This is a genomic window from Sphaerotilus sp. FB-3 (genome assembly GCF_023706025.1).
GTDB lineage: Bacteria > Pseudomonadota > Gammaproteobacteria > Burkholderiales > Burkholderiaceae_C > Sphaerotilus > Sphaerotilus sulfidivorans.
In genome coordinates this window covers 69695-84081 of sequence record NZ_BQWE01000007.1, presented here as the reverse complement: position 1 = coordinate 84081, position 14387 = coordinate 69695, and the positions used below count along the sequence as shown (strand labels likewise).

Annotated in this window: 12 protein-coding genes and 1 pseudogene; 1 reads left to right on the top strand and 12 read right to left on the bottom strand. The window is 71.0% G+C overall.

From position 1 onward, the window contains the following. Nucleotides 1–46 precede the first annotated feature (46 nt). From der to NFT33_RS03255, 12 genes and pseudogenes are all read right to left on the bottom strand, one after another. On the bottom strand, nt 47–1390 hold the full coding sequence (gene der / locus NFT33_RS03310; protein ID WP_251673149.1) for a ribosome biogenesis GTPase Der: 1344 nt from the start codon (nt 1388–1390) through the stop codon (nt 47–49). A gap of 103 nt (nt 1391–1493) precedes the next feature. Beyond that, a complete protein-coding gene (gene bamB / locus NFT33_RS03305) occupies nt 1494–2615 on the bottom strand; it encodes an outer membrane protein assembly factor BamB (protein WP_244954458.1) in 1122 nt (373 codons plus the stop codon). Then, nucleotides 2612–3289: a YfgM family protein gene (locus NFT33_RS03300; protein WP_149503244.1), complete on the bottom strand. Its 678-nt coding sequence runs from the start codon at nt 3287–3289 to the stop codon at nt 2612–2614. Before NFT33_RS03300 ends, bamB begins: the two co-directional genes overlap by 4 nt. A 47-nt stretch (nt 3290–3336) precedes the next feature. Next, entirely contained in the window at nt 3337–4617 is a 1281-nt protein-coding gene (gene hisS / locus NFT33_RS03295) for a histidine--tRNA ligase (RefSeq protein ID WP_251673147.1), read from the bottom strand. A gap of 41 nt (nt 4618–4658) precedes the next feature. Next, nucleotides 4659–5942 (bottom strand): flavodoxin-dependent (E)-4-hydroxy-3-methylbut-2-enyl-diphosphate synthase, encoded by a 1284-nt coding sequence (gene ispG / locus NFT33_RS03290; protein ID WP_251673145.1) that lies wholly within the window; start codon nt 5940–5942, stop codon nt 4659–4661. Between the two features lie 33 nt (nt 5943–5975). Further along, nucleotides 5976–6908, bottom strand: coding sequence for a helix-turn-helix domain-containing protein (locus NFT33_RS03285; protein ID WP_251673143.1), 933 nt, complete (start codon nt 6906–6908; stop codon nt 5976–5978). Next, nucleotides 6901–7770 carry a type IV pilus biogenesis/stability protein PilW gene (pilW, locus tag NFT33_RS03280; RefSeq protein WP_244954457.1) on the bottom strand — a complete coding sequence of 290 codons (870 nt, stop codon included), beginning with the start codon at nt 7768–7770 and terminating at the stop codon, nt 6901–6903. The genes NFT33_RS03285 and pilW overlap by 8 nt, the downstream gene beginning before the upstream one ends. Before the next feature lie 73 nt (nt 7771–7843). Then, nucleotides 7844–8989, bottom strand: a complete 1146-nt coding sequence (gene rlmN / locus NFT33_RS03275; RefSeq protein WP_251673141.1) for a dual-specificity RNA methyltransferase RlmN — start codon at nt 8987–8989, stop codon at nt 7844–7846. 37 nt (nt 8990–9026) lie between these two features. After that, nucleotides 9027–9455: a nucleoside-diphosphate kinase gene (gene ndk, locus NFT33_RS03270; RefSeq protein WP_251673139.1), complete on the bottom strand. Its 429-nt coding sequence runs from the start codon at nt 9453–9455 to the stop codon at nt 9027–9029. A 160-nt stretch (nt 9456–9615) separates the two neighbouring features. Then, nucleotides 9616–11715, bottom strand: a complete 2100-nt coding sequence (locus NFT33_RS03265; protein WP_251673137.1) for a pseudouridine synthase — start codon at nt 11713–11715, stop codon at nt 9616–9618. Between the two features lie 10 nt (nt 11716–11725). Then, nucleotides 11726–12313 (bottom strand): annotated as a pseudogene (scpB, locus tag NFT33_RS03260) (SMC-Scp complex subunit ScpB); the annotation flags it as partial. A 190-nt stretch (nt 12314–12503) separates the two neighbouring features. After that, a complete protein-coding gene (locus NFT33_RS03255; protein WP_251673135.1) occupies nt 12504–13496 on the bottom strand; it encodes an RluA family pseudouridine synthase in 993 nt (330 codons plus the stop codon). A 58-nt stretch (nt 13497–13554) separates the two neighbouring features. Between NFT33_RS03255 and NFT33_RS03250 the strand changes: the two genes are divergently transcribed. After that, entirely contained in the window at nt 13555–14373 is an 819-nt protein-coding gene (locus NFT33_RS03250; RefSeq protein ID WP_149503235.1) for an outer membrane protein assembly factor BamD, read from the top strand. The last annotated feature ends 14 nt before the right edge of the window (nt 14374–14387 follow it).

The following is a 14387-nucleotide window of genomic DNA, read 5'->3' as shown; positions in this document are numbered from 1 at the left end:
CGAAGTGCCGCACGTTATCACACGCGCGGTATCGGGGTCCCGGGATTCAGGAATCCTTTTCCGTGAAGGGATTGCGCGAGGCGCGCAACTCGATGCGCAACGGAGTGCCGACGAGCTTGAAATGCTCGCGGAACCGGCTCTCCAGATAGCGCTTGTACACGTCGGTGACATGCTCCACGGCATTGCCGTGAATCACGATCACCGGCGGGTTCTGCCCACCCTGGTGGGCATAACGCAGTTTCGGGCGGAAGGATCCGGCCCGCTTGGGCTGCTGGAAGGCCACCGCCTCCTGCAGCAGCCGGGTCAGCACCGGCGTGGGCATCTTGCAGCGCGCCGAGGCCCAGGAGGCCTCGATCGCCTGCCACAGCGGGCCCAGGCCCTGGCGGCGCCGCGCCGAGATGTTGAGCAGCGGCGCGAACTTCAGGAAGGACAGCCGCGTCTCGATCGAGCGCTGCAGCATCTGGCGCTGATACTCGTCGACCGCATCCCACTTGTTGATCGCGATGACCACCGCACGGCCCGAATCGAGAATGTAGCCGGCGATGTGCGCATCCTGGTCGGACACACCCTCGGTGGCATCGATCAGCAGCAGCACGACATTGGCGTCGGCAATCGCCTGCAGCGTCTTGACCACCGAGAACTTCTCGATCGACTCGAACACCCGGCCCTTGCGGCGCAGGCCGGCGGTGTCGATCAGCTCGTAGCGCTGGCCATCGCGCTCGAAGGGCACATGGATCGCGTCGCGGGTGGTGCCGGCCTGGTCGAAGGCGACCAGCCGCTCCTCGCCCAGCCAGGTGTTGATCAGCGTCGACTTGCCGACATTGGGGCGGCCGCACACCGCCAGCCGCACCGGGCGGTCGGCGTCGTCGACCTCGGCCTCTTCCTCGTCCTCTTCGGGCACCAGGCCCTCGAGCGCCATGTCGATCAGGCTGCGCACGCCCTGGCCGTGGGCCGAGGAGACGGCAATCGGCTCGCCGATGCCCAGCTCGAAGAACTCGGCCAGCTGCGGGCCGTCCTTCATGCCCTCGGCCTTGTTGGCCGCCAGCAGCACGCGCTTGCCGGTCGAGCGCAGGTAGCGCGCGATGTCATGGTCCTGCGCCGACAGGCCCGCACGCACGTCGACGACGAAGATGACCGCATCCGCCTCGGCCACCGCCTGGCAGGTCTGCTTGGCCATCTCGTGGTAGATGCCCTCGGAGCTGTCGGGCTCGAAGCCGCCGGTGTCGATGACGATGAACTCGTAGGTGCCGACACGACCGTCGCCATAGTGGCGGTCGCGGGTCAGGCCGGCATAGTCCGCGACGATGGCGTCACGGCTGCGCGTCAGGCGGTTGAAGAGCGTGGACTTGCCGACGTTGGGACGTCCGACGAGGGCAATCACGGGTTTCATGGCTCAGATCCGATCTGCGACGCCGCCAGGAAACGGGGCCGTCGCGTTGTTGTTGCAGGAGAGACAGCGGCAGACCGCGACCCGCGAGGGGCCGCGGCGCCGCTCATTCGGGACGGAAGGCGAAGACGTTGCCGGCGCGGGTCACCGCCAGCACCGTCAGGCCGGAACGCACCAGCGGCGCGACGATCGCGCTGCCGTCGGTGGGCAGGCGCAGCAGGGTCTCGCCGCGGTCGCGCGACAGCAGATGCAGCCAGCCCTCGGCGTCGCCGAAGACGACGGTCGAGCCCAGGCTCAGCGGCGCGCTCAGGCCGCGGTGGCGCAGACGGTCGCTGCTCCAGGCGACATCGCCGCTGCTGCGCCGCCAGGCGGTGATGCGGTCGCTGGCATCCGAGCCGAAGACGAACTCGGCATCCATCGCCACACCCTGGTGCCCGCCCTGCTGGCGGGTCCACAGCACCGAGCCACGCTCCGCGTTGACGCAGCCGACCGCCGACTGGAAGGCACGCACGCACACTGTCTCGCCCAGGCGGGCGGGCGGCGCGACCAGATCGGCCAGGCGCTCGACCTCGTTGGTGCCGCGCGGCGCGGCGATCGTCATCTGGCCACGCAGCGCACCGCTGATCGGGTCGATCGCGGTCAGGCGCGGCCCGACGCCGGCCAGCAGCGTGTTGCGGTAGGCCAGCAGCACGCCGGGCTGCTGCAGCGACAGCGCCTCGCCGGAGCGCGGCGTCGACCACAGCAGGCGGCCGTCGAAGGCATCGAAGGCCCACAGGCTGCGGTCGATCGCCTGGACGAAGACCCGCTCGCCGGCCACCAGCGGCGCGGTGACGACCCGCGAGTTCAGCCGGGTGCGCCAGACGACACGCTCGCTGTCGGACACCACCAGCTCGTTGTCCTGGGTGACCACCGCCGCATGGCGGCCGTCGCTGCCCACGCCGGCCGACAGCGGCGCGCCGATCTCGAGCCGGCTGCGGACCTCGCCGGTGCCGATGTCGAGACTGGTCAGCTGACCGCGGGCGCTGGCCAGCAGGAAACGGTCGCCCAGCACCGCGACCGACAGGCCGGCCACCGGCGTGCCCAGGCTCTGACGCCAGACCTGACGGCCGGCAATCTTCGCCTGCAGCGGCTCCAGCGGCGTGGGCGTCGGCTTCGGGCTGGAGCTGCAGGCCGCCAGCAGCGCCGCCAGGGCACTCAGGCCGAGCGCGAGGGCACGGCGGGCGATCACTTGGACGCTCCGTCAGCCGGTGCGGCCGGTGCAGCGTCGGGCGCGGCACCGAGCGCGCCGAGCTTGGCCTCGACCAGGCGGCGGTAGTCTGCGCCCGCCTCCAGGCCCTTCCAGGCCTGCTGGTAGGCGGCCACCGCCTCGGCGCGCTGGCCCTTGGCCAGCAGGATGTCGCCGCGGCGATCGGCCGCCAGCGCGGCAAAGCTCTCGGGCAGGCCCTCGAGCAGGCGCAGCGCCTCGTCAGGCTGCCTGGCCTCGATCTTCAGCGCCGCCAGGCGCAGCTTCGCGATCGCGCGGTACTCGTCTTCTCCGGCGTCGGCCGCGACCCACTCCAGCGTGGCGCGGGCCGCATCGGCCTGGCCCTTGTCGGCCTGCACCCGGGCCGTCAGCAGGCCGCCCTGTCCGGCGAAGGCGGTCGAGCCATAGCGCGACTTCAGATCGGCGAAGACCTTGGCGGCGCGGTCGGCATCACCGGCCTGCACCGCGCGCTCGAGCTCGTCATAGACGCCGCCGGCCTTGGAGGCCTGATCGCGCTGCCACCACTGCCAGCCGTTCCAGCCGGCATAGGCGGTCAGCACCACCAGCAGGATGCTCAGGATCAGGTTGCCGAACCTGTTCCAGAACGCCTTGAGCTGGTCGAGCTGTTCCTGTTCTTCGAGATCGAGATGCGAGGCCATGCGCTGCAATCGTTGTTGGAATGAGGACGGAAGGAAGACGAAGGCAATTATGCGGCCAGCGTCGCGGCCCAGCCGGCGACATCGGCCAGCGGGCGCAGCACCTGCTCGCCGCCGCCGCGCAGCGGCTTGACCGCCACCATGCCCTCGGCCAGCTCGTTGCCGCCGAAGACCAGCGCGAAGCGCGCGCCGCTGGCGTCGGCCTTCTTGAACTGCGACTTCATGCTGCCGGGGCCGTCCTTGCCGCCGGCGTGCAGCACCACCTTCAGCCCTTGCGCGCGAAGCGCCTCGGCCGTCACGGTGGCCACCGCCAGCGCGGAGGCGTCCGGGATGACCGCATAGGCGTCGGGCACCTGCACCGGCACCTGCACGCCGCTGTCCTCCAGCAGCGCCAGCACCCGCTCGATGCCCAGACCCCAGCCGACCGCCGGCGCCGGCTTGCCGCCGATCTGCTCGATCAGGCCGTCGTAGCGCCCGCCGCCGCAGACCGTGCCCTGCGCGCCGAGCCGGTCGGTGACCCACTCGAACACGGTCAGGTTGTAGTAGTCCATGCCGCGCACCAGGCGCGGGTTGATGCGGTAGGGCTGCTTGACCGCATCCAGCACCGCACGCACCGCGTCGAAGTGCGCCAGCGACGCCTCGCCGAGGAAGTCCATCAGCTTCGGCGCGGCCTCGACCACCGCCTGCATCGCCGGGTTCTTGGTGTCGAGCAGGCGCAGCGGGTTGCTGTGCAGGCGGCGCTTCGCCTCCTCGTCGAGCACCTCGAGATTGGCCTCGAAGTGCGCGATCAGCGCGGCGCGGTGCGCCTTGCGCTCCTCGGGCTGGCCCAGGCTGTTGATCTCCAGGCGCACGTCGGTCAGCCCCAGGTCACGCCAGAGGCTGCGCGCCATCAGGATGACCTCGGCGTCCACGTCCGGCCCGGCGAAGCCCAGCGCCTCGACGCCGACCTGGTGGAACTGGCGGTAGCGGCCTTTCTGCGGCCGCTCGTGGCGGAACATCGGGCCGATGTAGAACAGGCGCTTCGGGCCGTCGTAGAGCAGGTTGTGCTGCACCACCGCGCGCACCACGCCGGCGGTGCCCTCCGGGCGCAGCGTCAGCGCGTCGCCATTGAGCTTGTCCTCGAAGGAATACATCTCCTTCTCGACGATGTCGGTGACCTCGCCCAGGCCGCGCACGAACAGCGGCGTGGGCTCGACGATCGGGGTGCGCACGCTGAAGTAGCCGTAGCGGCGCATCAGCGCGCGCACGCTGTCCTCGAACCATTCCCACCGCGCCGAGTCCGGCGGCAGCAGGTCGTTCATGCCTTTGACGGCCTGGAGTTTTTCGCTCATCAGAGAAGGAAGACGTGAAGGGAGAGCCGAGAGAGCCGCTCTCAGGCGGCCTTGTTCGCGCCGCCGAAGCGACGCTCGATGTACTGCTGCACCAGCGCCTGGAATTCGGTGGCGATGCCCTCGCCGCGCAGTGTCAGCGCCTTCTCGCCGTCGATGAAGACCGGCGCGGCCGGCGCCTCGCCGGTGCCGGGCAGGCTGATGCCGATGTCGGCATGCTTGCTCTCGCCAGGGCCGTTGACGATGCAGCCCATCACCGCGACCTTCAGGTTCTCGACGCCGGGGTACCGGGCGCGCCAGACCGGCATCGACGCACGCAGGTAGTCGTCGATCTGCTTGGCCAGCTCCTGGAAGGTGGTGCTGGTGGTGCGACCGCAGCCCGGGCAGGCGGTGACGCTCGGCACGAAGGTGCGCAGGCCCAGCGCCTGCAGGATTTCGGTGGCGACCACCACCTCCTGCGTGCGCGCCTCGCCCGGCTGCGGCGTGAGCGACACGCGGATGGTGTCGCCGATGCCCTGCTGCAGCAGCACGCTCAGAGCCGCGGCAGACGCCACCGTGCCCTTGGTACCCATGCCGGCCTCGGTCAGGCCCAGATGCAGCGGGTGATCGCAGCGCCTGGCCAGTTCCTGGTAGACCGCGATCAGGTCCTGCACGCCCGAGACCTTGCAGCTGATCAGCACCTGCGCCGGGTCCATGCCCAGCTCGACCGCGTGGCCGGCCGAGTCCAGCGCCGACTGGATCAGCGCCTCGTACATCACCTGGCGCGCTTCCCAGGGCCGGGCGCGCTGCTGGTTCTCGTCCATCAGGCGCGCGAGCAGCTCCTGGTCGAGGCTGCCCCAGTTGACGCCGATGCGCACCGGCTTGTCGTGCTTCAAGGCCGCCTCGATCATCATGCCGAACTGGCGATCGCGCTTGTCACCCTTGCCGACATTGCCCGGGTTGATGCGGTACTTGGACAGCGCCTCGGCGCAGGCCGGATGCTGGCTCAGCAGCGTGTGGCCGTTGTAGTGGAAGTCACCCACCAGCGGCACGTCGACCTGCATGCGGTCGAGCTGCTCGCGGATGTGCGGCACGGCCGCCGCGGCTTCGGGCGTGTTGACGGTGATGCGCACCATCTCGGAGCCGGCCAGCGCCAGCTCCTTGACCTGGATGGCGGTGCCGATCACGTCGACGGTGTCGGTGTTGGTCATCGACTGCACGCGCACCGGCGCGCTGCCGCCGACGGTGACCACACGCGAGCCCCAGACCACGCGGGCCTGGAGACTGCGGCGCGGCAGGGCCTCGCCGAGAGGAATCGGGGCGGAATCGGGACGGGTGTTCATCGTCATCGCTGCAATGGAGGGCGGAAGCTCACTTGAGCATCACTTGAGCACCACGGTGGCGGAGGTGTCGCGGGTATAGGGCTTGAGGTCGACCGGCTCGCCACGCAGCGAGAGCTCGAGCGCGCTGGCCACGCCGACGCGCACCCGCATCGGCATCGCGCCATCCAGGCCGACCGTCTCGCCCGGCTGCAGCGTACGCGACAGCAGCACCGCATTGCCGGCATCACGCACCTCGATCCAGGAGGCGGCGCGGGTCTTGAGCACCACCGTGCCAGCCGGCGCAGCAGCTGCGGGCACCGGGGCCGACGCGGACGGCGCAGCCGGCGGGGCCGAGGCGGCCACTGGCACGGGCATCACCGGCACGGCAGAGGCGGCCGGCGGCACGGGCGTCGTCACCTGCTCGGCAGGGACGCCATGAACGGTCTCGACGACCACCGTGCTCGAGGCCGCGGCCTCGCTGCCGGCGGCGACCTCGGCCGCCGGCTCGCTGCGGCTCGACAGGCCCAGCGAGGGCAGCAGCGTCGACAGCGGCGGCAGCAGCCACAGCAGCAGCGCCAGCGCCAGCAGCGCCAGCGCGACGCCGTGCACCGGCCGGAAGCCCTCGAAGCCACCTCGGCCGCCACTGCCGCCGAAATGCGCCCCGCTGCCCTCGCGGTAGGGGGTCTGCAAGCCGCGGCTGACATGCTCGAGCCGCTGCGGCGGCACGACGGCCTGCGGCAGCAGCGCCAGCACCTCCTGCACATCGACCCCGACCTGACGGGCATAGGACTGGGCCAGACTGCGGGTGAAGGCAGCGCCCGGCAGCTCCTCGAAGCGGTCCGCCTCCAGCGCCTGCAGCTTGCGCACCGGCACCTTCAGCAGCTGCGCCAGGGCATCAAGCTCGAGGCCACGCCGTTCACGGCCTGCCTGGAGAAGGCGGCCCGCCGATCCGGTCGGCTGCGCACCGGCCGCCGGCGTTGTCACATCACTCATCAAATCGTCCTTGATCGAATGCCGCCGCCTCGCGCGATGTCGGAAAGCGAGTGCGCAGCTGACCCCCCAATTCTTCCACGGACGCGGGCAGATTCCGGCGCTGCTGGATGCGGATGGCCAGCCACAGCGTTTCCGGACGCACCAGCTCAGGCGTCTGGTTCAGGCGCTGCACATGGTAGAAGGCGCGCTCGAGCTCGCCGCGACGCATCATCACTTCCGCCAGATTGAAGCTGGTGGCCGGATTGCCCGGCTCGAGATCGAAGCTGCGCTGCAGGATGATCTGGGCGGTCTGCAGCTCGCCGGCGCGGGCCTCGCACAGGCCGGCCACCAGCAGCGTGCGCGCCTGGCCGCGGTACTGCGGCACCGCCATCGCCGCCTCGAACTGGCGTCGGGCCTCGTCGAAGCGACGGCGCTGGCACAGGAACCAGCCGTGGTTGTGCAGGGTGTCGGCGTCGTCGGGCTTCAGGCGCAGCGCCTCGCGCAGGCTGGCCTCGGCCAGCTCGTATTCGCTCATCGCCGCGTAGATCATGCCGCGCAGGCTCAGCGCCGGCACATGCTGCGGGTCGACCGCCAGCGCCCGCTTGACCTCGTCGAGCGCGGTGGCGTGCTGGCCCTGGCCGAAATAGGCCGCCGCCAGCTCGGTGCGGATGCGCACCCGGCGCATCGGCTCGGTCTCGTCGGAGGCGGTGACCAGGTCCCGCCGCGCCGCCTGCGCGATCTGCGGCGCGTTGCCGGTCTCGGTGCCCATCGGCACCGGGGTGGCCGGGCCGGCGACGCAGCCGCCCAGCAGGCCGGACGCACCGACAGCCGCCAGCAGCAGCGTCAGGGCCAGCGGTCGCAGGCAGATCGGGGTCTTCGGCATCAGGACGCTCCCAGAAAGCATGGTGGGCGGAGGTGGCGAAGCGGCCGCGCCGGGGAAGACCCCTGGCCGGGCTTCAGGCCGGACGGACCGGGCGGATCACCTGCACCGGCGCGCGGGTCATGCGCTCGGCCGCGCGGGTGCGGTCCTGCACCTCGCCGGCGAGCTGGCCGCAGGCGGCGTCGATGTCGTCGCCGCGCGTCTTGCGCACCGTGGTGACGATGCCGCCCTCGATCAGGATCTTCGCGAAGGCCTGCACCCGCTCGCTGGACGAGCGCTTCAGGCCCGAGGCCGGGAACGGGTTGAACGGGATCAGGTTGAACTTGCAGGGCACGCGGCCAGCCGGGCCCTTCGGGCCGACCAACGCCAGCAGCGCCCGCGCCTGCTCGTCGCCGTCGTTGACGCCGTCGAGCATGCAGTATTCGAAGGTGATGAAGTCGCGCGGCGCGCGCTCCAGATAGCCCTTGCAGGCGGCGAGCAGCTCAGCGAGCGGGTACTTGCGGTTCAGCGGCACCAGCGGGTCGCGCAGGGCATCGTCGGGCGCATGCAGCGACACCGCCAGCGCCACCGGCAGGTCCTCGCGCAGGCGCTCCATGAAGGGCACGACACCGGAGGTCGACACCGTCACCCGCCGGCGCGACAGGCCGTAGCCGTGGTCGTCGAGCATCACGCGCAGCGCGGGAACGAGCGCGCCATAGTTCTGCAGCGGCTCGCCCATGCCCATCATCACGACATTGGTGATGACACGGTCGCCGGCGGGCGTCTTCAGTCGAGCGCGCAGGCTGTGCTCGGCATGCCAGAGCTGGGCGAGGATCTCGCCGGTGGAGAGGTTGCGGGAGAAGCCCTGGTGCCCCGTCGAGCAGAAGCGGCAACCCACCGCGCAGCCGGCCTGCGAGGACACGCACAGCGTGCCCCGGTCGTCCTCGGGAATGAAGACGCTCTCGACCGCATTGCCGGCGCCGACGTCGAACAGCCACTTGACCGTGCCGTCGGCGGAAACATGTTCGGAGATGACCGGCAGCGGACGGATCGTCGCGCAGCCGGCGAGCTTGGCGCGCAGCGACTTGGCCAGATCGCTCATCTGGTCGAAGTCGCGCGCGCCGCGCTGATGGATCCAGCGGAACAGCTGGACGGCGCGGAAACGCTTCTCGCCCAGACGCTCGCAGTACGCGGAAAGCGCCTCGAGATCGAAGTCGAGAAGATTGGTCGTCGCGTCCGTCATGGCTGATGCGTGCTGGAAAGGGCGGATCCGGAAGGGATCAGCCGCGGTTGTACACGTTCATGCCGGGGAAGAAGAACGCCACTTCGACGGCAGCGGTTTCCGGAGCGTCCGAGCCGTGCACGGCGTTGGCGTCGATCGAGTCGGCGAAGTCGGCGCGGATGGTGCCCGGAGCGGCCTTCTTCGGGTCGGTGGCGCCCATCAGCTCGCGGTTCTTCAGGATCGCGCCTTCGCCTTCCAGGACCTGGATCATGACCGGGCCGGAGATCATGAAGCTGACCAGATCGTTGAAGAACGGGCGGGCGGCGTGGACAGCGTAGAACTGCTCGGCTTCGGCGCGCGACAGGTGGACCAGCTTGGCCGCGGCGATCTTCAGGCCGGCGCCTTCGAAGCGCGAGTAGATCTGGCCGATGACGTTCTTGGCGACGGCGTCGGGCTTGATGATGGACAGGGTGCGTTCGATGGCCATGTTCTGACTCCTTGAATGGGATGGAGATGGACGGTTGAAGAGGACTGCGGACCCGGCGGCGGATCACGCCGCGCGAGGCCGGCATGCCGGGAAAAACCCGGCATTCTAGCCTCGCCGCGTGTCGCCGGCAGGTCAGCCGGGTCGGCGACCCGGGCGGGACTCAGCGGCGACGGCCGCCGCGACCCTTGTTGCCACCCGGACGGGCGAAATAGGCGTCGGCGCCGATGTAGCCCACCGAGGTCTGCATCGGATCGGGCTGACGCTGGCCGCCGCCCTGGCCCTGGCCCTTGCGGTTGCCGCCCTGGCCGCCGTTGCCCGGACCCGGCTCCTCGGTCGGACGACCGAAGCCGGCCGAGATGCGCTTGGAGCCGGAGGCGAAGCGGCGGTCGAAGGTCTGCTCGAGCGGGTTGGGAATGTGCATCGGCGGCTCGTCGTAGCCGTCGAGATCGCGGTCCTGCTCGGGCGCACGATCGCGCCCCGACGCGCCGCGCGGCGCGCCACCCTCGCCGCGCGGCGGGCGCTGCTTCTTGCCCTGCGGGCCCTGGGCCATGGCGCCCTGACCGCCCTGGCGACGGTCCTGACGATCAGGACGGTCCTGGCGTTCGGCACGTTCGCCGCGATCAGCGCGCTCGGCACGCGGCTCGGCCTGCGCACCGCGCGGACCCCGGTCGCCGCCATGCTGGCTGCCCTTGCCACGCGGGGGCTGATCGCCCCGGCCGCCGCGCTCTGCGCGATCGGCACGATCGGCACCACGCTCGCCATCGCGGCCGCGACCCCGCCGGCCATCGCCGCCCGCACGCAGGCCGTCCATGCCGGCCAGTGCACGAATGGTGCGCAGGTCGTATTCGCCGATCTCGACCCAGACGCCGCGCTTGAGGCCACGCGGCAGCACCACGGTGCCGTAGCGGATGCGGATCAGGCGGCTGACCGTCAGGCCGACCGCGTCGAAGAGCTTGCGCACCTCGCGGTTGCGGCCTTCCGTGATGACAACACGGTACCAGCGGTTGAGACCCTCGCCACCGCCGTCCTCGATCGAGCGGAACGCGGCCTTCTGGCCGTCGATGTCCACGCCCTCGAGCAGCCTGGCGCGCTGCTCGGTCTCGAGCGTGCCCAGCACGCGCACCGCGTACTCGCGCTCGACGCCGAAGCGCGGGTGCATCAGCTGGTTGGCCAGGTCGCCGGAGTTGGTGAACAGCAGCAGGCCTTCGGTGTTGATGTCGAGGCGGCCCACCGACAGCCACTTGCCGCTCTGCAGGCGCGGCAGGTGACGGAAGACGGTCGGGCGACCCTCCGGATCATGGTGGGTCACCACCTCGCCGACCTGCTTGTGATAGGCCAGCACGCGCGCCGGCGCCGGCGCGATGCGCACCTTGATCGGGCGGCCGGCGATGCGGATCTGGTCGCCCTGCTCGATGCGCATGCCGATGTGGGCCGGCTCGCCGTTGACCGAGACCTGGCCGTCCTGGATCAGCTGCTCCATCTCGCGGCGCGAGCCGATGCCGGCCTGGGCCAGCACCTTGTGCAGCTTCGGCGCCATCGGATCCGGGCTCAGCACGCGCTTGCCCAGATCGGCCTGCTCGTCGGCGGCCGGCTCGGCGCTGGCGTCGTAGTCGCCGGAAATGACCTCGGCGAACAGGTCGTCGGTGTCGAGTTCGCCGGTGTCAGGGGCCACGACGATCTCCTCGATGGCTTCGCCATCCTCGTTGGTGCTCACGGCGTCGGCGCCGCTCGTCTCGCTGTCACGCTCGCCGCGACGGCCGCGGCGGCGATTGCGGCCGCGGCGGCCACCGCCCTCGCCTGCCTCGCCCGCTTCATCCTCGGCGGCCGGCTCGGCGCTGGCGAGCACCGGCTCCGGGCTGGCGACCGGCGCGGCAGCTTCCACGACGGCAGGCGCCGGTGCAGGCGCAGCCGGTGCGACCTGCGCAAGCTGCGCGATCGGCTCGGCGGACGGCGCGGCCGAAGCCTCGGGCAGCGCCTCGGCGGCCACCGCGGTCTTGCGCGGGGCGCGGCGCTTCTTCGGCGCCTCCTCGGCCACAGCGGCCTCCTGCTGCGGCTCGACCGCCTCGGCGGCGGCCTTGCGCGAGGTGCGGCGCTTCTTCGGCGCCTCCTCGACGGCGGGCGCGGGGGTGTCGGCCGCCGCCACGTCGGCGACCTGCGCCTCGGCGGCAGCCTTGCGCGGAGCGCGGCGCTTCTTCGGAGCCTCGGCGGCGGCCGACGGCTCGACCGGCTCGGCGGCAGTGTTTTCCTGGTTCTCGTTCATGGTGGCCTCAGGCCTCGGAAGAAAGGGTGGCGACCGGCGCCCCGCTGTCGGGATTCGCGGTCAGGGTGTCGACGAGCCTGTCCGGCAGGTTCGCCTCCAGCGAGGGCAGCTGATCGAGGGACTTCAGCCCCAGATCATCAAGGAACGACTTCGTCGTCGCGTACAGCGCCGGGCGTCCCGGGCCCTCGCGATGACCGATCACATCGATCCAGCCGCGTTCCTCGAGCTGGCGGATGATCTGCGTGCCCACGGTCACGCCGCGGATCTCCTCGATGTCGCCCCGGGTGACCGGCTGCCGGTAGGCAATGATCGCCAGCGTCTCCAGCACCGCACGCGAGTAGCGCGGCGGCCGCTCGGGCTGCATGCGCTCCAGGTACCGATGCATCTCGGGCCGGCTCTGGTAGCGCCAGCCGCCGGCCACGCAGACCAGCTCGATGCCGCGGCCATCGCAGTCGCGCGCCAGCTCGTCGAGCAGCATGCGCACCGTGTCGGCGCCGAGCTGTCCGTCGAACAGGCTGCGCAGCTCCCGCACCGGCAGGGGCTGCTGCGCGCAGATGAGCGCGGTCTCGAGGACGCGTCGGGCATCCCGGGTATTCATCGATCGGTGGTGTCGAAAACCTTGGCGGCCGTACCTGAAACACCGGCACGGCGGGCAGTTCACTTCGGGTCGGGGGAGCCGGGCCCGGAGGCGGGCGGCGGCATCATCGGGAGATCGCTGGGGAGGTGCGAGCCCGTGCTGGAACGCATTCTAGCGCGAGCGGCACGAGATCGTCACATGCATCACTGCATCAGCGCGGCACGACCCGACTCCAGGCCGGCTGCAGATCCGGCGCCAGCGTGGAATCGAACACCATCTCGGCCCCGCTGACCGGGTGGACCAGACCGAGCTGCACCGCATGCAGCGCCTGGCGCGTCAGGCCCAGCTCGGGCCGGCCGCCATAGACCGTGTCGCCGACCAGCGGCAGGCCGCGGCTGGCCAGATGCACCCGGATCTGGTGGGTGCGGCCGGTGTGAAGCCGACAGCGCACCGCACCGTAGCGGCGGCCGTCGACCACCGTGCCGGCCAGCGGCATGACATCGGTGCGCGCCGGCTTGCCGCCGGCCACCACCGCCATCTTCACCCGCGAGACCGGATCCCGGCCGATCGGCGCCTCGACGCTGAAGGGCGCCTCGGGCGGCAGGCCGTGCACCAGCGCGACATACTCGCGGTGCACCTCGCGCGCGGCGATCGCGCGCACCAGCTCGGTCTGCGCCCGCAGCGTGCGCGCCACCACCATCAGCCCGGAGGTGTCCTTGTCCAGCCGGTGCACGATGCCCGCACGCGCCAGCTGCGCCGAGGCCGGATGGCGCGCCAGCAGCGCATTGAGCAAGGTGCCCGACCAGTTGCCGGCGGCCGGGTGCACCACCATGCCGGCCGGCTTGTCGACCACCAGGATGTGCTCGTCCTCGTGCAGCACCGACAGCGCGATCGGCTCGGGTCGGAAGGCGCTGCTCTGCGCGGTCGGCCGCAGCTCGACCTCGATGCGCTGGCCGGCGGCGACCTTGCGCGAGGCGCTCTCCAGCACCCGGCCGGCGCTGCGCACCAGCCCCTGCGCGATCAGGCCCTGCAGATGGCTGCGCGAGAACTCCGACGCGACCCCCGCCAGCCACCTGTCGAGCCGCAGCCCGTGCGCCTCCTGCGCGACCTCCAGCACGCGGGTCTCGAAGCTGTCGATCTCGCCGGCATCCTCGCCGGCGACGCCGGCCATCACGGCCTCGTCCGGGCCATCGGCCCCGTTCATATAATTCACGTCCTGAATCCATTGTCCGGCCGGCCCGAGAGGAAACGGCCACGCCATCATGCCCCTGCATCGCCCGACCCCGGCCCTGCGCCCCGCCCTGGCCGCCTTCGCGACCGTGACGGCCCTGCTGCTCGGCGGCTGCGCCTCGGGTCCGAAGGACCTCGACGACGGCAAGAGCATCTCCAAATTGTACGAAGAGGCCAGAGAGGAAGCCGCCGCCGGCTCCTTCGACCGTGCGGTCCAGCTCTACGAGCGCCTCGAAGGCCGTGCCGCCGGCACGCTGCTGTCGCAGCAGGCCCAGCTCGAGCAGGCCCATCTGCTGTACAAGCAGCAGGAAAAGGCCCGCGCGCTGGCGGTGGTCGAGCGCTTCATGAAGCTGCACCCGACCAGCCCGGCGGTCGACTATGCCTACTACCTGCAGGGCCTGATCAACTTCAACGACGACCTCGGCCTGTTCGGCGGCGTCGCCAAGCAGGACCTGTCCGAGCGCGACCAGCAGGCCTCGCGCGACGCCTACCAGAGCTTCAAGACCCTGGTCGACCGCTTCCCGGAGTCGAAGTACGCGCCCGACGCCCGCACGCGGATGAAGTACATCATCAACTCGCTGGCCTCGCACGAGGTCCATGTGGCGCGCTACTACTACATGCGCGGCGCCTACCTGGCCGCCGCCAACCGCGCGCAGCAGGCGCTTCAGGACTTCCGCGGCGTGCCGGCCGCCGAGGAGGCGCTGTTCCTGATGGCCGCCAGCTACGACAAGCTCGGCATGAACGACCTGCGCGACGACGCCCGGCGCGTGCTGAAGACCAACTTCCCGCGCAGCGCCTGGCTCGAGCGCAGCTACGAGGACAAGCCGCGCGGTCTGCTGCGGTTCTGGTGAGCCGCCACCGCCCT